Source organism: Micromonospora sp. NPDC047762 (assembly GCF_043204655.1).
Lineage (GTDB): Bacteria > Actinomycetota > Actinomycetes > Mycobacteriales > Micromonosporaceae > Micromonospora.
Genome location: NZ_JBIDCQ010000001.1, coordinates 575,381 through 591,607 on the forward strand (window position 1 = coordinate 575,381; position 16,227 = coordinate 591,607).

Below are 16,227 nucleotides of genomic sequence, written 5' to 3' on the forward strand. Positions count from 1 at the left end.
AGTACGACGCCCGGCCCGTCCGGCCGAGATCTTGGACAGTTTCCGTTCCGGCGTGACGGAAAGTGTCCAAGATCTGCGGTACGGGTGCTTGATCAGGCGTCGTAGTCGACAGTGAGCTTGTCGGTGGTCGGGCTGGACTGGCAGGTCAGCACGTAGCCGGCGGCCAGTTCGTCGGGCTCCAGCGCGTAGTTGCGGGCCATCGTGACCGCGCCGTCCACGACCTTCGCCTTGCAGGTCGAGCAGACGCCACCCTTGCAGGCGTACGGCAGCTCACCCCGCACCTTCAGCGCGGCGTCCAGCACCCGTTCCTCGCGACCCATCGTGAAGCTCGACGACCGGCCGTCCAGCACGATGGTCACCTCGGCCCCGGCGCCCGCCTGGTCGACGGGTCGGCGCACCGGCTCCGGTGGCGTGTCGACGTGGAACAGCTCGGTGTGCACCGCCGACTCGGGCAGCCCGCGTGCGGTCAGCACGTCCCGGACGTCGACCACCATGCCGTACGGGCCGCAGAGGAACCACTCCTCGATCAGGTCGCCCGGCACGATGGTGCCCAGCAGCCGGCCCAGCCGCTCGCCGTCGATCCGACCGGAGAGCAGCGGCGACTCGCCCTGTTCCCGGGAGAGGACGTGCACCAGGTGCAGCCGGGTGGGGTAACGGTCCTTCAGGTCGGCCAACTCCTCGGCGAACATCACGGTGTTCGCCGTGCGGTTGCCGTACACCAGGGTGAAGGTGCTGGCCGGCTCGACGGCCAGAGCCGTCGCGACCAGCCCGAGCACCGGGGTGATGCCGGAGCCGGCGACGACCGCGCCGTAGTGCCGCGCCCGGTCCGGCGCGAACGCCGTGGTGAAGGTGCCCAGCGGCGGCAGCACCTCCACGGTGTCGCCACCGCGCAGCGCCCCGCACGCGAACGCCGAGAAGGCGCCGCCGGGGATCTCCCGCACCCCGATCCGCAACCGGCCGTGCCGGGCGAGGTCGTCGGGGGTGGAGCAGATCGAGTACGACCGGCGCACGTCCGTGCCGTCCTCCGCGGCTCGCCGCACGGTGAGGTGCTGGCCGGCGCGGAACGCGAAGGTTTCCCGCAGTTCCTCGGGTACGGCGAAGGTCACCGCCACGGAGTCGTCGGTGAGCCGGTCGACGGCGGCGACGGACAACGGGTGGAAGACCGGCCGGCGGCGAACCGGGCGGGTGATGGTGACAGTCACAGCGCCTTCAGGTGGTCGAAGGGTTCGGAGCAGGAACGGCACCGCCACAACGCCTTGCACGCTGTGGAACCGAACCGGCTGACCTGCTCGGTCTCCGGTGAGCCGCACTGCGGGCAGCGGACCGCGAGCGTCACTGACACGACGCCGGCGGCGGGCACCCGGGCCGGCGGGGCGATCCCGGCGGCGGCGAGCTTGGCCCGCCCACCCTCGGAGATCCAGTCGGTGCTCCACGGTGGGCTGTAGACGGTCTGGACCTGCGCGTCCGGGTGGCCGGCGGCGGCGAGCGCCCGGCGGATGTCGGCCCGGATCACGTCCATCGCCGGGCAGCCGGTGTAGGTCGGGGTGATGGTGACGGTCACCCGGCCACTGGCCGGATCCTCCTCGACCGCCCGCAGGATGCCCAGCTCGTCGATGGTGATGACCCGGATCTCCGGGTCCACGACGCTGGCGGCGGCCTCCCGTGCGCTCGCCCTGCCGGCGCGGTCATCGACTGCCGGGCTCGCGCTCGGCGCGCTCACCACTTCGCTCCGGGGTGGGCGCGGTGCAGCACCTGCATCTCGGCGAGCAGGTAGGCCAGGTGCTCGGTGTGCACACCGGCCCGCCCACCGGCCGGGGCCCAGGAACCGCCCGGCTGGGTGAGCGTCGCCTCGGCCAGCACCGGGCCGACGACCTCGTCGAACGAGGACCGCAGGGTGGCCGGATCGACCGGAGCCGCAGGGTCCGCGGCGAACAGCTCATGGGTGTACGGCCACACCTGGTCGACGGCAGCCTGCATCCGACGATGCGACTCCTCGGTGCCGTCACCGAGCCGCTTCACCCACAGCGCGCCGTGGTCCAGGTGGTACGCCGACTCCTTGCGCGCCTTCGCGCCGATCGCGGCCAACCGCTCGTCCGCGCAGCCGGCCAGCGCCGTGTACAACGGCAGTTGGTACGCCGCCAGGAAGAACAGCTTCGCCATCGTCACCGCGAAGTCGTCGTTGGGCAGCTCGACCAGTAGCGCGTTGCGGAACTCGCGGTCGTCGCGCAGGTACGCCAACGCGTCCTCGTCGCGGCCGGCGCCCTCCAGCTCGCCGGCGTACGACAGCAGCAGCCGCGCCGCCCCGAGCTGGTCGAGGGCGATGTTCGCCAGCGCGATGTCCTCTTCCATCTCCGGCGCGCGGGTGGTCCACTCGGCCAACCGCTGGGCCGCGATCAACGCGTCGTCGGCGAGCGAGAGGGTGAAGTCGAAGGGCCCGTTCACGCCGTCACCTCGCTGTGCTGGCTGGTTCGCTCGCTCACAGGTGGGCCACCCCGTCCGGCACCTCGTAGAAGGTGGGATGGCGGTAGACCTTGTCGGCGGCCGGGTCGAAGAAGGCGTCCTTCTCGTCCGGGCTGGAGGCGGTGATCGCACCGGCCGGCACCACCCAGATGGAGACGCCCTCCTGGCGGCGGGTGTAGAGGTCGCGGGCGTTGCGCAGGGCAAGCTCGGCGTCGGGCGCGTGCAGGCTGCCGACGTGCGTGTGCGACAGCCCACGCCGGGCCCGCACGAAGACCTCCCACAGAGGCGAATGACTCGTCATGCCGGGTTTTCCGGCTTGCTCGCTACGCTCGCTCACGCGGCCACCGTCTCCTTCTGTCCCGCCCGCTTCGCGGCGTATGCCGCGGCGGCCTCGCGTACCCAGGCGCCGTCGGCGTGCGCGGCCCGGCGGTGGGCCATCCGCTCCCGGTTGCACGGCCCGTCGCCCGAGATCACCTGCATCAGCTCGTCATAGTCCGGCTGGGTGTAGTCGTACGCCTGCCGCTCGTCGTTCCAGCGCAGGTCCGCATCGGGGATGCGCAGCCCGAGGATCTCGGCCTGCTGGACGCACATGTCGACGAAGCGTTGGCGCAAATCGTCGTTCGAGAAGCGCTTGATCTTCCACGCCATCGACCGGGCGGAGTGCGTGGAGTCGCCGTCCGGCGGGCCGAACATGGCCAGCGACGGGTACCACCAACGGTCCACCGCGTCCTGGGCCATCGCCTGCTGGGCGGGAGTGCCGTGCGCCAGGGTGTGCAGGATCTCGTAGCCCTGCCGCTGGTGGAACGACTCCTCCTTGCAGACCCGGATCATCGCGCGGGCGTACGGGCCGTAGGAGCAGCGGCAGAGCGGGACCTGGTTGACGATCGCCGCGCCGTCCACCAACCACCCGATGGCGCCCACGTCGGCCCAGCTCAGAGTGGGGTAGTTGAAGATCGAGCTGTACTTCTGGCGACCGTCGAGCAGCAGCTGGACCAGCTCGTCGCGGCTGATGCCGAGGGTCTCGGCGGCGGCGTAGAGGTAGAGGCCGTGACCCGCCTCGTCCTGCACCTTGGCCAGCAGGATCGCCTTGCGCTTGAGCGACGGCGCCCGACTGATCCAGTTGCCCTCCGGCTGCATGCCGATGATCTCGGAGTGGGCGTGCTGGGCGATCTGCCGGATCAGCGTCCGTCGGTACGCGTCGGGCATCCAGTCGCGGGGCTCGATCTTCTGCTCGGCGTCGACGACCTCCGCGAAGTACGCCGCCAGGTCCTCGTCCGGAGCGGGTCCGCCACGCCGCCCGCGCGCCGCCGCTGCTCGCAGCTCGGCCTCGGCGGCCTCGACCTCGCCCAGCAGGCCGCCGGGCGCCTCGTCGGTGGCGCCGTCCGGGGCGGAGAAGTCGTTGCCATACATGAGGCTAAGTGTTACAGCTTGCGCCTCGTTGCACCAGGGGGTGTAACAGGAATCCGGGCATCCCATCTGTGAGCGGATGAGCGCTTTGCGCTACCTGGGGACCGTTACGTCGCCGTGACCTAGGCCACGGAACAAAGATGAATCACTGCAAAAACCTCATACCGGCCCCATATCCCGCCTTTATCCCAGGTTGCCTAGTGTCGAACCCTGGCGGTCCGCTGGTCCGGACGTAGACTTCTGCCGGACAACCGATCGGCTGCCGACGTCGACATCTCCACAGAGGCCACCTCCCCCGGCCTCGGCGATCGCACCCGATTCGTCCCGACGACAAGCCGGTCCCCCCGGCCCTGACACCTGGAGTTCACCCACTCATGCGATCTCGCGTGACCCTGGTGCTCGCCATCACGGCGGTCGTGCTCGGCGGCGTCCTACTGGTCCCCACCGCGTACGCCCGGCTCGCCAGCGACGACAGCGGCGGAGGCGGTGGAGGCGGCACGTCGAGCGTGGCCGCGCCCGCGCCCACCCCACCACCGCCGCCCACCCTGGCCGCCGGCCCGGTGTCGGTGAGCTTCAAGGGTGAGTTCTTCTCGTGGGCCCTGCTGGACCGGAAGACGGGCAAGATCTCCGGGTCGCCGAACATGACCGCGACCAGCTCCACCGAATCGATGATCAAGGCGTGGATCGTCTCCGACTACCTGCGACAGCTCGGCGACAGGGAGCCGCCCGCAGCAATGAAGAAGATGGCCAGCCTCGCCATCGTCGACAGCGATGACGGAGCGGCCAACAAGATCCACGCCGCTGCGGGTGGCTCCTACAAGCCCTCGTCGAGCAGCATTCCCGACGCGGTGATCCAGCGGGCGATCAAGATCTGCGGGCTGACCGACACCAAGCGCGGCAACGTCAAGCCGTACACCGGCTACTGGAGTTTCACCCGGATGTCCCCCCGCGACGCGGCTCGCGTCGGCGACTGCATCGCCGACGGCAAGGCTGCCGGCCCGAAGTGGACCAAGTGGGTGTTGGACCAGATGAGCAAGGTGAGGGGCACCACCGCTGCCAAGGACCAGAAACCCTCGTCCGGTGGTGGCCGCTGGGGGATCATCGACGGTCTACCCAAGTCGATCACCTCCCAGGGCCCGGTCAGCATCAAGAACGGCTGGACCCCCATCTACGGCGACGGCGACTGGCACGTCAACTGCCTCGCCGTCACCAGCAAGTGGAGCCTCGCGGTGATGCTGCGCTACCCGATCAGGACCGGTCTGGACTACGGCGCGAAGGTCTGCGCCAGTGTGGCCACCCAACTGGTCACCCCGCAGCCGGGCGCCGCGCTCAAGGTGCCGCAGCAGCCGGTCGGAAAGCTCTGATGGCCGGCAACCGTCGGGTCGACCGCCGCAACAGCGGCGAGGCCTCCCCGGTTCGGCTGATCGCCGTCGCGGTCATCCTCATCGGGCTGGTCCTGGTGTCGCTGCGACTGCTGCCCGGATCGCCGTTCGAGTCATCCGCCGCGGCCAAGTGGGGCGACGCGGGCTCCGGCACCAGCGACCGCCCCACCGGCTCCGGCACCGACCGCAGCGCCCGCCAGCCGTCCTCGCCGTCGCCGAAGCCCAGCCCGTCGCTGGAGCCGCTGCCGTTCGTGGCGAAGAACCTCGACCTGGACATCGAGGGCTGGTACTCCTGGAGCGTCCTCGACCGCCGAACCGGAAAGATCATCGGTTCGAAGAACATGGGCGAGACCAGCACGACCGCCTCGATGATCAAGGCCTGGATCGTCGCCGACTACCTGCGTCGCGCGGCCGACGCCGGCCAGACCCCGAGCGACGCGAAGCTCGCCGACGCGACGCGGATCATCCGGGACAGCGACAACACCCGGGCCGAACAGTTCTACAACCAGGTCGACCGGGAAGCATCGATCAAGCGGCTCATCTCCATGTGCAAGTTGACCGACAGCAGCGTCGCCCCCGACAAGGGTTGGAGCCGGACGGCGCTCTCCCCCCGGGACACCGCCCGGATGGGCAACTGCATCGTCACCGGCACGGCCGCCGGGCCGAAGTGGACCAAGTGGCTGCTCAACGAGATGAAGCTGGTTCGCGGAGCCGGCGACTTCGGTATCCGCAAGGCCTTCCCGGCCTCCGAGCAGAAGAAGATCGCCATCAAGAACGGGTGGATCGACCGGACCAAGGAGCAGGAGATGCACATCAACTGCCTGGCGATCGGTGACACCTGGACGATGGGCGTGATGGTCAAATACCCGATCAACATGGGCTACGACTACGGCATGAAGAACTGCGAGAAGATCACCGAGGCACTGCTCCGCCCCGGCACCTGAGCCGCTCGGCAGCTCGGCGCTCTGCCGGGCCGGAGCTGGCAGCTCGGCGCTCTGCCGGCCCGGCTTGGCGGCGGTCAGCCGGCGAAGAACTCCGGGCCGCCGTCCGGCAGCGCCGGGGCCTCGCCGATGGCGGCGGCCCGACGGGCCCACTCGCGCAGCCCGGTGACCTGCCGCTCGCCGAGGGAAAAGTCGAGGGTCCGGAAGTACGTGGCCAGCGTCTCCGCGTCGAAGGTCTCCCAGCGGGCAGCGGCCTCGGCGACCTGGTCCAACTCGGCCAGGCAGAGATCCCGCGAGCGCAGGAAGGCCTCGTGCACCTCCTTCACCAGGCCCGGGTGGGCGGCGGCGAAGTCACGGCGGACCGCCCAGACGGCGAAGACCATCGGCAGCCCGGTCCACTCCCGCCACGCCTGCCCGAGGTCGGTGACAGTGAGGCCCTTCTGCGGTGCCTCGTAGTACGCCCGCAGCGCCACGTCCCCGATCAGCACTGCGGCGTCGGCCTCCAGCAGCATCTGGGTCAGGTCCGGCGGGCAGCGGAAGTACTCGGGCCGCACGTTGTACTGCTCGGCGAGCAGCAGCTGGGCCGTCATCACCCCGGTCCGCGAGGTCGAACCGAGCGCCACCCGGGCGCCGTCCAACTCGCCGAGGGGACGGGTGGAGACCATGTTGACCGAGAGCACCGGCCCGTCGCTGCCCACCGCCAGGTCCGGCAGGAGCAGCAGCTGGTCGGCGTGCTTCAGATACTCCAACAGCGTGATCGGGCCGATGTCGAGGTCGCCGGCGACCAGCGCCGCGCTCAACCGGTCCGGCGAGTCCTTGTGCAGGTCGACGTCGAGCAGGGCACCGGAGCGCATCAGACCCCAGTAGATCGGCAGGCAGTTCAGGAACTGGATGTGCCCGACCCGCGGGCGTGCGATGCGCTCAGCCATAGCCCGACCGTATCCCCGGCTGCCGGCTCCGGCTCGGCGGGCCGGCCCGGAGTGGCCAAGCCCGCACTTGACGACCGTCGTGCCGCCCCGGCCACGACCGGCACGAAGGCCAGCACCACCAGCAGCCCGACCACACCGGCACCAGCGATCAGCGGCCGAGGCGGAACGACCGCGAGCAACGCCCCGCCGATCAGAAAGCCCGCCATCGAGCCACCCTGCACCGCCGCGCCGTAGCTGGCGTACGCCCGCGCGCGCATCGCCTCTGGTACCCGCCGAGCGGTGAGCAGGTTGGCGAAGACGTTCTCGCCACCGTTGGCCGCACCACCCACCAGCCAGAGCGGCACCAGCACACCTGCCGCCGGCACCGTCGCCGCCAGCAACACCATCAGGCTGCACACGGCCAGAGTGGCCAGCACCCCCCGTACCAACGCGCCGTCGTCGTCGAGCCGCCGGGCAAGTCGTACGGCGAGCCAGGTCCCCGGCAGCATGCCGGCCATCCATGCGGCGCTGACCAGGCCGTACGTGGTCGCCGAGCCCTCCAGGGTCTCGCGGATGAAGAAGACCTCGATCACGTTGATGCCGCCGATCGCCGCGATCACCACGGCAGTGCTCACCACCATGACGAGCATCAACGGATCGCGGCGCAGCCGCCAGCCGACCTCCGTACCCCCCGGGGTTGGCACACCGCCCGAAACGGCCGGGCTGCTGACGTCGGCAGCCCGACTGGCGGCGGTCTGGCTGCTCACGACGGCCTCGCTGGCTGCGGTCTCGCTGGCCGCGGCGGCGGACCGCTGGCCACCGCGTCGGGTCCGCAGGAGTAGGCCCGCGACCACGAGCGCCAGGTAGGTCGCGGCATCGAGAAGCAGCGGTACGCGGGTGCCGAACTGTCCCACCAGCAGGCCGGCCAGCACCGGGCCGCCGAGCGCACCGAGCGATACGGCGGTCTGGCTGATCGCGCTGGCTCGCGGCAGGTCAGCCGGGCGGACCATCGCCGGCAGCAGCGCGGCGAGGCAGGGTTGGGTGACCGCGAGCCCGCAGGCCAGCAGGGCGACGAGCCCTACCACCAGGACCGGTTGCTCGACGACGGCGAGCAGCGCGCAGATTACGGCCTGGCCGAACCCGATGGTCACCAGCAGGGTACGACTGTCCGTCCGGTCGGCGAGTCTGCCCGCGAGTGGGGCGAGCACCACCAGGGGCAGGGTGGCGGCCAGCAGCAGCCCCGACACGGCCAGCCCACCGGCACCGGCACCCTGTAGCGCCAGCGCCAGCGCGGTCGCGGCGAGGAAGTCGCCGCAGATCGTGGTGCCCCGAGCGGCGGCGGCGAGCCAGACGTCCGACCAGCGCGATTCATCAGTTGTGAAGGACATACTTCGAAAATAATCCTTCACAACTGATTCATGCAAGCCTGGCTATGCCAACGGCACCGTCCGGTACTGCACCGCGACAGTGCGCGCCCCCGGCGGTGCGCCACCCTGCCGCCGCCGCGGGTGATACGGCCGGAGCAGCGCCAGCACCGCATCGTTCAACTCGGTCAACTCGTCGGCGGTGAGCAGCACCAGCGTGTCGGTGAACAGGGCCGTGTCGTACCACTCGGCCGGCTCGTCCCCGGCACGCCGCAACCAGTCCCGAGTCCGCTCCATGGCCCGGACCGCATGCGCCTCCACCAGCGCCGCCTCGGCCGCACGCGCCTCAGGCCCGGCATCACGACCCGCCTCTACCAGCACACTCACGCTCGGCACACGCCACAAGCGCTCGCGCGCGTCCCCCCGGCTCGGCGCCTGCTCAACCAGGCCGAACTTCGCCAGCGCCCGCAGGTGGTAACTGGTTGCGCTCGGCGACAGCCCAACGATCTCGGCACATTCGGTGGCAGTCCCACCACTCTCGCGACTGTTCAGGTACTCCATGATCGCGATCCGGGCCGGATGGGCCATCGCCCGCATCACCTGGGGGTCGCTGATCGTCATCCGGCGCGAATCGGAGCGGGCCTCGGTCATACCCCCATGATCCCGGCAGCCTCCCCAACCTGCCATCACCCCCGCGTCCCGCCCGGGCCACCGCGCGTCGCCGCGCCTTCACCTTCGGCACCGAGCAGGCGGATTCGAGGGCGGGCACGGTTCGACGGGGTGGCCTGAATGGCGAGCGCGGCCTGGCGTCTCAGCACCGCGGCCCAGCGACGCGGCGAGCGCGACATGGCTTCGCGGCGCGGCCCAGCGGCCCAGCGGCGCGGCCCAGCGGCGCGGCCCAGCGGCCCGGCCCAGCGGCCCGGCCCAGCGGCCCGGCCCAGCGGCCCGGTGATCGACTCGGCTTCCTGGAAATCGGGGCGTTGCACCAGCCCAGAGACCGCGACTTCCTGAAAGCCGAGTCGATCACCGGCGTCGCGGCGGTCACGGCATGAGAGGCACGGCCCCCGGGGGGCGGGGCTTGATCGTCCAGCGACAGCCGTCCGGGCGACACGCCGTCTCGGACGGGTGGTCGCGTCGGTAATTCGATGGCTGCGGCGGGTTGGGAAGCGTAGGGTTGCAGGCCGCTTGACGGCCGAGGTGAGCTGCACCGGAACGGACGTCTTCGCGCCGGGCGGCCGGCCATCCGCCCCCGGACACGCGAGCGCGCAGCAGATGTGAACGATGGGACGTCAGCATGCCCGCACTTGACCTCGACACCGACACCGACACCGGCCTCGACGCGGACCTGGCCGCCGAACGCGCACACCTCAGCACCTCGCGGGCGGCACTGGGTCGGATGCGGGAGCGGGCCGAGTCTCTCTTCGCCACCGGTGACCAGGTGGCCGGCGACGCGTACGCGGCCGAGACGCTCGGCCGCACCCTGGCCCGCCGGGTCGCCGAGCTGGCCGACGACCCGACCACTCCGCTCTTCTTCGGCCGCCTCGACTTCGCCGGTGCCCCCGACAACAGCACCACCGACAACAGGAACACCGACAACAGGACCACAGCCGGCAGGCCCGCCAGCGAGCCGATCGCACCTGACGCGAACGGCGATCATCACGGTCGGCGGTATCACGTGGGGCGGCGGCATGTCACCGATGATCGTGGTGAGCCGTTGGTGCTGGACTGGCGGGCACCGGTCTCCCGGTCGTTCTACCGGGCCAGTGTGCGGGATCCGCAGGGGGTGGCGGTTCGGCGACGGTTCGGGTTCAGCAATGGTGTGCTGACGAGCTTCGAGGATGAGCGGCTGGATCGGGGCGAAGAGCTCGGTACGACCAGTCGGATCCTCACCGCCGAGATCGAGCGTCCACGCGTCGGGCCGATGCGGGACATCGTCGCCACCATCCAGCCGGAGCAGGACGAGCTGGTCCGGGCTGATCTCGCCGACTCGATCTGTGTGCAGGGCGCGCCGGGTACGGGGAAGACGGCTGTCGGTCTGCACCGGGCCGCGTACCTGCTCTACCTGCACCGGGAGCGGTTGCGGCGGGCGGGTGTGTTGATCGTCGGGCCGAACCGGGCGTTCCTGTCGTACATCGCGGCGGTGCTGCCGGCGCTCGGTGAGGTCGAGGTCGAGCAGGCCACGGTGGAGGAGTTGATTTCCCGGGTGGCGGTTCGGGCGGTCGAGGCGCCGGCGGTGGCCGCGCTCAAACACGACGTACGGATGGCGAGCGTGCTGCGACGCGCCGTGCAGGCGCAGATCGGCACTCCGACCGAGTCGATCACCGTGTCGGACGGCTCGTTCCGCTGGCGCATCGGGGTGGAGCCGTTGCACCGGATCGTCGAGGAGACCCGCCGGGAGGGGCTGCCGTACGGCACGGGTCGGGAACGTGTCCAGGCGCGGGTGGTGAGTCTGCTGCAACGGCAGGCCGAGGCGCGGCGTGCGGAGTCGCCCAGCGATGCCTGGCTGCGCCGGATGAGCCGCTGCCGGCCGGTGCTCGACTTCCTGGACGCGGTCTGGCCGTCGCTCACCCCGGAAGGGCTGGTGCACGGCCTGTTCTCCGATCCGGACCGGCTCGCCGCCGCAGCGGACGGGCTGCTCAGCGACGCTGAGCAGGCGCAGTTGACATGGGTGAAGCCGGCCCGCACGCCGAAGGCGACCCGTTGGACCGCTGCCGACGCGGTGCTGATCGACGAGGCGACCGGGCTGCTGGAACGGCTCTCCGGGTTCGGGCACGTGGTGGTGGACGAGGCGCAGGACCTCTCCCCGATGCAGTGTCGGGCCATCGCTCGGCGCAGTGAGCACGGCTCGGTCACGCTCCTCGGTGACCTCGCCCAGGGCACCGCGCCGTGGGCGGCGACGGACTGGAGGGAATCTCTCGCCCATCTGGGCAAGCCGGACGCGGTGGTGGTCCCGTTGACCATCGGGTTCCGGGTGCCCGCCGCAGTCGTCGCTTTCGCGAACCTGCTGCTCCCGGCGCTCGCGGTGGACGTACCGCCGGCTGAGTCGCTGCGCCACGACGGCGGCCTGGATGTGCGTACGGTGACCGACCTGACCTCGGCGACGGTGGCCGAGGTGCGTGCGGCGCTCGCGCACGACGGATCGGTCGGGGTGATCGCCGCGGACGACGCGGTCGACGGCCTGCGCGCGGCGCTGGCCGAGGCCGGTGTCGAGACCGCGACCGCCGACGACGTGGCGACCGCGGAGCGGGTCACGGTGGTGCCGGCGACGCTGGTCAAGGGCCTGGAGTACGACCATGTGGTGGTGGTCGAGCCGGCCGCGATCGTCGCGGCCGAGCCGCGCGGGCTGCACCGGTTGTACGTGGTGCTCACCCGGGCGGTGTCCCGGCTGGCGGTGCTGCACGTTGCGCCGCTGCCCGCCCCGCTCGACGGTGGCTCAGCCGGCTGACAGGGCTGCCGCGACCTCCCGCAGCGGGCGGCTGGAGTCGGCCAGCGGCACGTGGAACGACAGCCACGACCCGTCGGCGAAGTCGATCCGCAGCCGTTTCCAGTTCAACCGGTACCTGCCGACCCGGGCGGCGACGGTCGTGCGCGGGACGGACCCGAGCAGTTCGATGTCGGCCTGCGCCTGTTCGTCAGCCGTCGAGCTGGAGAGCAGGCCGACGGGTGCTGTCGCGCCGAGCAGCAGCCGCTGGTCGGTGACCCCCAGCACGAGGGTCCGAAGGCCGGGGCCCTTCGCCGCCGCGGTCAGGGCGTGGTGCAGCACGGATGCCTGGGAATCCGGGTCGCCTCGACCTCCGACACCGAAGAAGAGCCAGTCGACGGCGTTGTCCGCCCGGCCGAAGGTGATGTTCGGGGACAGCACGTTGAGCAGGACACCCAGGAAGCCCGGCCCACCGGTGGCGGGTGGGGTCGACGGCTGCGAAGGAGGCGCCGGCGTCAGCCCGCCGCCCGCTCGCACCTGGGCCACCGCGCGCACCTGCTCCCCGGCCGCCAGCAGTCGGGTGATCCCCTCGACGTACCGTGTCTGGCTCCCGTCGGTCGTCATCAACGTCCCTCGTAGTCGGCGGACCGGCGCGGACCGGCGCCTGCGTCACCGATGACCTCCCCGACCAACTCCCGGACGCGGGCCGCGGCGGCTTCCTGCGCCCGGTTGGCGGCTGCGGTGAACTCCTCGGCCAGGCTGTAGGAGTCCAGTCTCATCGCCCGCGCGTTCAGCTCCGAAGAAAGGATCTTGCCGTCGGCGGCGGCGGTGACCCGCACCAGACCGGAGTCGCTCACACCCTCGGCGCTGGTCTGCTCCAGCTCCGCCATCCGATCGGCGAGTTGCCGCTGCCATCCGTCGAGGTTGCGAGCCAGCGCCTCGATTCGGTCCAGGGCGGGGAAGGTCATGGCTGCCTCTCAGTTCACGATGGAGTCGAAGACATTCTGCACACCCGCGGTATACGGGCCCAGGTCCTCGCTGTACGTGCCGTCCACCAGGTAGTTGCGGTCCTTCTGCCCGTCGGAGATGTCGTGCAGGCCCACGCCGGTGTCCAGCAGGGCACCGCCGAACCCGGGGATGTTGACCGGCGAGACCTGGTTGATGACGAACTTGCCCGGGAAGAGGGTCTTGAACTTCTCGACCTGGAAGGCCCGCCCCTCGGGCGTCCAGCCGCCCTTGCTGAGCAGCTTGTACTGCTTCTTTCGCTTCTTGATCTCCATGACGGTCTCCGCGTACTTGCGAAGCTGCCCGGCGACCTTGCCCAGCCGGGCGGCGAGGCGGGTGAGCACCTCGGCGAACCGAGCGACGATCTTGACCATCCGACCCACCGTGGTGGCCAGCCGGGCCAGCACCCGGACCACTGTGGCGGCCAACGAGACGCCGGCGCTCAGCGCCGCGGCCACCGCCGCGATGATCACCTCGGTGAGGAACCAGAGCAGGAACTCAAGTATCAGCTCGACCAGCAGATTGAACGCGTCCACCGCCGCGTTCGCCGCCTCGACCAGCACGTCCTTGGTGCCGTCGAGCCCCTGGGCCAGCTCCTCGATCGCCGCCTCGACCGACTCCATGGAGGCGTGGAAGCCCTCGGCCGCGTCGCCCGACCAGGCGCCACGCAGGCGGGCCCGGTCGGCGATCTGGTCACCGGCGATCTCCCGTACGGCCGCGCCGGTGTCCAGGCAGAGCTGCGCGGCCCGCATCAGGTCGTCCGGTTCGCCGGCGACCAGCTCCAACAGCTGCTCGAACGGCCAGAGCACCGCGTTGGAGAGCGGTTTGAAGGGCTCGGGCGTGCCCGAGACGATCTGCTCGAAGTAGGTCTTGTTGCGCTGCAACGCCTCGGTGCTCACGACGGCACCGAACCGGTCGGAGCGCCGTTGCCACCCGACCAGGGGCCGGGTGCGATGAGGTCGGGAGCGGGCGGGCGGCCGGGCACGAAGAGGTCGGTGTTGGCCACGTCGGTGCCGGTGTAGGCGGCGGCGGTGTCGGTGAGCCCTTCGGCGATGTCAGCCATCATCTCGGCGCCGTCGGCCAGCCCTTGAAGGCACGCCTCGAACTGCTCGGCGTACGTCGCCGCGAGGTTGAAGGACGCCGGCATCACCCCGAAGGCGTGCCGTGGCACGTGCCCGTCACCGAAGGCGCGGTGCAGTTCGCGGAAACGGGCCGCCCGATCCTTGGACCCGGCGGCGAACGCCGTCAGAGCCTCCGGCTGGACCTCCAGCTCATTGCTCGGGCTTGACACGAACCCTCCCCTGTGGCCTGTGCGACGGATCAGTGGTCACGACTGAACCACCATAGGCAATGCTCGCCGGCATCGGGGGGTCCCGTCGGTGACGACGGGGTCACCCCGCTCGACTTTGTGTCGTAAAGTAGTTTGCGTGGACCTCGACGATGATTCACCACCCACTGACGCCGCGGCGGCGCTCCGGCTGATCCAGGACCAGCGGTCAGCGACGGCACGCCAGCTCGATCCCGACGCCCGCCTGCTCTACTGGCCGTGGGGTGTCGCCTGGCTGGTCGGTTTCGGGCTGTTCTTCCTGCGATTCCCCCCGGGTGATCGGGCGCTGGTCGCACTGCCGAGCTGGCTGCCGCTGACCGTCCTCTTCGTACTGCTCGCGGCCGCCGGAGCGACCCAGGCGGTGGTCAGCATGCGGGCCTACGGCCAGGTGACCGGCGACTCCGCCCGGCGCGGCAAGTGGTACGGGTACGCCTGGGCGCTCGGAACGGTGAGCGTCTACGCGGGGCTGGGCCGGATCTCCGAACACCTGCCGCACGACCTGGCGGCGCTGCTCTGGTCGGCGACCGCCGTCGGGCTGACCGGTGCCCTGCACATGGCCGGCGGGGCGGTCTGGCTGGACCAGGACCTGTTCCGGCTGGGCGTCTGGATCAGCCTGATCAACCTGGTCGGGGCGTTCGCCGGGCCGGGTTGGCACCCGCTCGTCGTGGCGTTGGCCGGCGGCGGCGGAATGCTGGTGGCCGGCGCGCTCGCCCGGCGGCGGCAGCGACAGCGACAGCAGCCGTGACCGAGCTGGATCCGGTCATCCACGCGCAGGCCCGGCTGCGGGTCGTCGCCAGCCTCTCCACTCTCAACGTCGGCGACAAGATCGCGTTCCCCCGCCTGCAGGAGCTGCTCGCGATGACCGCCGGCAACCTCTCGGTGCACCTGCGCAAACTCGAGGACGCCGGCTACGTGGAGATCAGCAAGACCCATCGTGGACGCACTCCGACGACCCTGGTCGGGCTCAGCCGGCGAGGTCGGCTGGCGTTCGAGGAGTACACCGAAGCAATCCGCGCCCTGCTCGACCCCACCCCGTCGAAGGAGCAGCCATGACCCTCGCCCGCGCCGACCAGGCCAGCCGCCGGTACGGCGATGTCCTCGCGCTCGACCGTGTCGACCTGGAAGTCCAAGCCGGTGAGCTGGTCGGCCTGCTCGGGCCGAACGGCGCCGGCAAGAGCACCCTGATGAAACTGCTGACGGGCCTGCGCCGCCCCAGCTCAGGGCGGGTCGAGCTGTTCGGGGGCGACCCCCGCGACCCGGCGAGCCGGCGACAGATCGGGGTCACGATGCAGGAAACCGGCCCGCCCAGCACACTGCGCGTCGGCGAGGTCGTCGACTTCGTCTCCGCGCACTACCCCGACCCGGTGCCCCGGGCGGAGTTGCTCGACCGCTTCGGCCTCGCCGACCTGACCCGACGGCAGACCGGTGGGCTCTCCGGCGGGCAACGCCGCAGGTTGGCGGTGGCGTTGGCGTTCGTCGGCCGGCCCCGGTTGGTGCTGCTCGACGAACCGACCACGGGCCTGGACGTTGCCGCCCGGCGCACCCTCTGGGACGCGATCCGGGCATTCCACGACGACGGCGGCACCGTGCTGCTCAGCAGCCACTACCTGGAGGAGGTGGAGGCACTCGCCCACCGGGTGGTGGTCATCGGGCAGGGCCGGGTGCTCGCCGACGACACGGTGGACGCGGTGCGCGGCATCGTGGGCGTACGCCGGGTCAGCCTGGTCGCCGATGACCTGCCCGACCTGCCGGGGGTGGTTCGCACCGAACGGGTCGACGGTCGGCTGCACCTGCTCACCACCGACGCCGACGAACTGGTCCGAGCGCTTGTCACGGCCCGGACCCCGTTCACCGACCTGGAGGTACGGCCGACCTCGCTGGAGGAGGCGTTCCTCGCCATCACCAGCGAAGACGCGTCCAGCGAAGACACGCTCGCCGGCACCGGCCGTTCCGCCGCTGCCGACGACCGTCCCGCCACCGCCGCTGCCGGCGGCCGACCCACCACCGTCTGA

18 protein-coding genes are annotated in these 16,227 nt (G+C 71.0%); 6 read left to right on the forward strand and 12 right to left on the reverse strand.

What is annotated here, in order from left to right; genetic code table 11:
* Positions 1–92 precede the first annotated feature (92 nt).
* The 5 genes from paaE to paaA are packed head-to-tail and all read right to left on the reverse strand — an operon-like array spanning position 93 to position 3,870.
* Positions 93–1,202, reverse strand: a complete 1,110-nt coding sequence (paaE, locus tag ACGF3C_RS02835) for a 1,2-phenylacetyl-CoA epoxidase subunit PaaE (protein ID WP_393218197.1) — start codon at positions 1,200–1,202, stop codon at positions 93–95.
* Positions 1,199–1,720 (reverse strand): 1,2-phenylacetyl-CoA epoxidase subunit PaaD, encoded by a 522-nt coding sequence (gene paaD / locus ACGF3C_RS02840; protein WP_393218200.1) that lies wholly within the window; start codon positions 1,718–1,720, stop codon positions 1,199–1,201. The genes paaE and paaD overlap by 4 nt, the downstream gene beginning before the upstream one ends.
* On the reverse strand, positions 1,717–2,442 hold the full coding sequence (paaC, locus tag ACGF3C_RS02845) for a 1,2-phenylacetyl-CoA epoxidase subunit PaaC (RefSeq protein WP_357231662.1): 726 nt from the start codon (positions 2,440–2,442) through the stop codon (positions 1,717–1,719). Before paaC ends, paaD begins: the two co-directional genes overlap by 4 nt.
* Positions 2,443–2,476: 34 nt before the next feature.
* Positions 2,477–2,797 (reverse strand): 1,2-phenylacetyl-CoA epoxidase subunit PaaB, encoded by a 321-nt coding sequence (paaB, locus tag ACGF3C_RS02850; protein ID WP_387351336.1) that lies wholly within the window; start codon positions 2,795–2,797, stop codon positions 2,477–2,479.
* Positions 2,794–3,870, reverse strand: a complete 1,077-nt coding sequence (gene paaA / locus ACGF3C_RS02855; RefSeq protein ID WP_393218205.1) for a 1,2-phenylacetyl-CoA epoxidase subunit PaaA — start codon at positions 3,868–3,870, stop codon at positions 2,794–2,796. Before paaA ends, paaB begins: the two co-directional genes overlap by 4 nt.
* A 371-nt stretch (positions 3,871–4,241) precedes the next feature.
* On the opposite strand from paaA, the gene ACGF3C_RS02860 reads away from it, so the two are divergent.
* Together ACGF3C_RS02860 and ACGF3C_RS02865 are read left to right on the forward strand one after the other, a co-directional pair.
* Positions 4,242–5,231 (forward strand): hypothetical protein, encoded by a 990-nt coding sequence (locus ACGF3C_RS02860; RefSeq protein ID WP_393218209.1) that lies wholly within the window; start codon positions 4,242–4,244, stop codon positions 5,229–5,231.
* On the forward strand, positions 5,231–6,193 hold the full coding sequence (locus ACGF3C_RS02865) for a hypothetical protein (protein ID WP_393218212.1): 963 nt from the start codon (positions 5,231–5,233) through the stop codon (positions 6,191–6,193). Before ACGF3C_RS02860 ends, ACGF3C_RS02865 begins: the two co-directional genes overlap by 1 nt.
* Before the next feature lie 74 nt (positions 6,194–6,267).
* Here ACGF3C_RS02865 and ACGF3C_RS02870 read toward each other — a convergent pair whose 3' ends face one another.
* Genes ACGF3C_RS02870 through ACGF3C_RS02880 form a run of 3 tightly spaced genes read right to left on the reverse strand, consistent with a single transcriptional unit; the run spans position 6,268 to position 9,113 of the window.
* On the reverse strand, positions 6,268–7,119 hold the full coding sequence (locus tag ACGF3C_RS02870) for a menaquinone biosynthetic enzyme MqnA/MqnD family protein (RefSeq protein ID WP_393218215.1): 852 nt from the start codon (positions 7,117–7,119) through the stop codon (positions 6,268–6,270).
* Positions 7,071–8,486, reverse strand: a complete 1,416-nt coding sequence (locus ACGF3C_RS02875; protein WP_393218218.1) for an MFS transporter — start codon at positions 8,484–8,486, stop codon at positions 7,071–7,073. Before ACGF3C_RS02875 ends, ACGF3C_RS02870 begins: the two co-directional genes overlap by 49 nt.
* A 42-nt stretch (positions 8,487–8,528) precedes the next feature.
* Complete coding sequence (locus ACGF3C_RS02880; protein WP_357231367.1) at positions 8,529–9,113, reverse strand: winged helix-turn-helix domain-containing protein; 585 nt, start codon at positions 9,111–9,113, stop codon at positions 8,529–8,531.
* 643 nt (positions 9,114–9,756) lie between these two features.
* On the opposite strand from ACGF3C_RS02880, the gene ACGF3C_RS02885 reads away from it, so the two are divergent.
* On the forward strand, positions 9,757–11,907 hold the full coding sequence (locus ACGF3C_RS02885; RefSeq protein ID WP_393218222.1) for a HelD family protein: 2,151 nt from the start codon (positions 9,757–9,759) through the stop codon (positions 11,905–11,907).
* On the opposite strand, the gene ACGF3C_RS02890 is transcribed toward ACGF3C_RS02885, so the two are convergent.
* The 4 genes from ACGF3C_RS02890 to ACGF3C_RS02905 are packed head-to-tail and all read right to left on the reverse strand — an operon-like array spanning position 11,896 to position 14,179.
* A complete protein-coding gene (locus tag ACGF3C_RS02890; protein ID WP_357229254.1) occupies positions 11,896–12,507 on the reverse strand; it encodes a hypothetical protein in 612 nt (203 codons plus the stop codon). The two genes, ACGF3C_RS02885 and ACGF3C_RS02890, sit on opposite strands and share 12 nt — an antisense overlap.
* Positions 12,507–12,851, reverse strand: coding sequence for a YbaB/EbfC family nucleoid-associated protein (locus tag ACGF3C_RS02895; RefSeq protein ID WP_357229257.1), 345 nt, complete (start codon positions 12,849–12,851; stop codon positions 12,507–12,509). The genes ACGF3C_RS02890 and ACGF3C_RS02895 overlap by 1 nt, the downstream gene beginning before the upstream one ends.
* A gap of 9 nt (positions 12,852–12,860) precedes the next feature.
* Positions 12,861–13,787, reverse strand: a complete 927-nt coding sequence (locus ACGF3C_RS02900) for a WXG100 family type VII secretion target (RefSeq protein WP_357196611.1) — start codon at positions 13,785–13,787, stop codon at positions 12,861–12,863.
* Positions 13,784–14,179 (reverse strand): type VII secretion target, encoded by a 396-nt coding sequence (locus ACGF3C_RS02905; protein WP_393218226.1) that lies wholly within the window; start codon positions 14,177–14,179, stop codon positions 13,784–13,786. Before ACGF3C_RS02905 ends, ACGF3C_RS02900 begins: the two co-directional genes overlap by 4 nt.
* Before the next feature lie 136 nt (positions 14,180–14,315).
* Here ACGF3C_RS02905 and ACGF3C_RS02910 point away from each other — a divergent pair, with 136 nt between their 5' ends.
* The 3 genes from ACGF3C_RS02910 to ACGF3C_RS02920 are packed head-to-tail and all read left to right on the forward strand — an operon-like array spanning position 14,316 to position 16,227.
* Positions 14,316–14,960 (forward strand): transporter, encoded by a 645-nt coding sequence (locus ACGF3C_RS02910; RefSeq protein ID WP_357229260.1) that lies wholly within the window; start codon positions 14,316–14,318, stop codon positions 14,958–14,960.
* Positions 14,957–15,268, forward strand: coding sequence for a transcriptional regulator (locus ACGF3C_RS02915; RefSeq protein ID WP_357229263.1), 312 nt, complete (start codon positions 14,957–14,959; stop codon positions 15,266–15,268). The genes ACGF3C_RS02910 and ACGF3C_RS02915 overlap by 4 nt, the downstream gene beginning before the upstream one ends.
* Positions 15,265–16,227 (forward strand): ABC transporter ATP-binding protein, encoded by a 963-nt coding sequence (locus ACGF3C_RS02920; RefSeq protein WP_357229266.1) that lies wholly within the window; start codon positions 15,265–15,267, stop codon positions 16,225–16,227. Before ACGF3C_RS02915 ends, ACGF3C_RS02920 begins: the two co-directional genes overlap by 4 nt.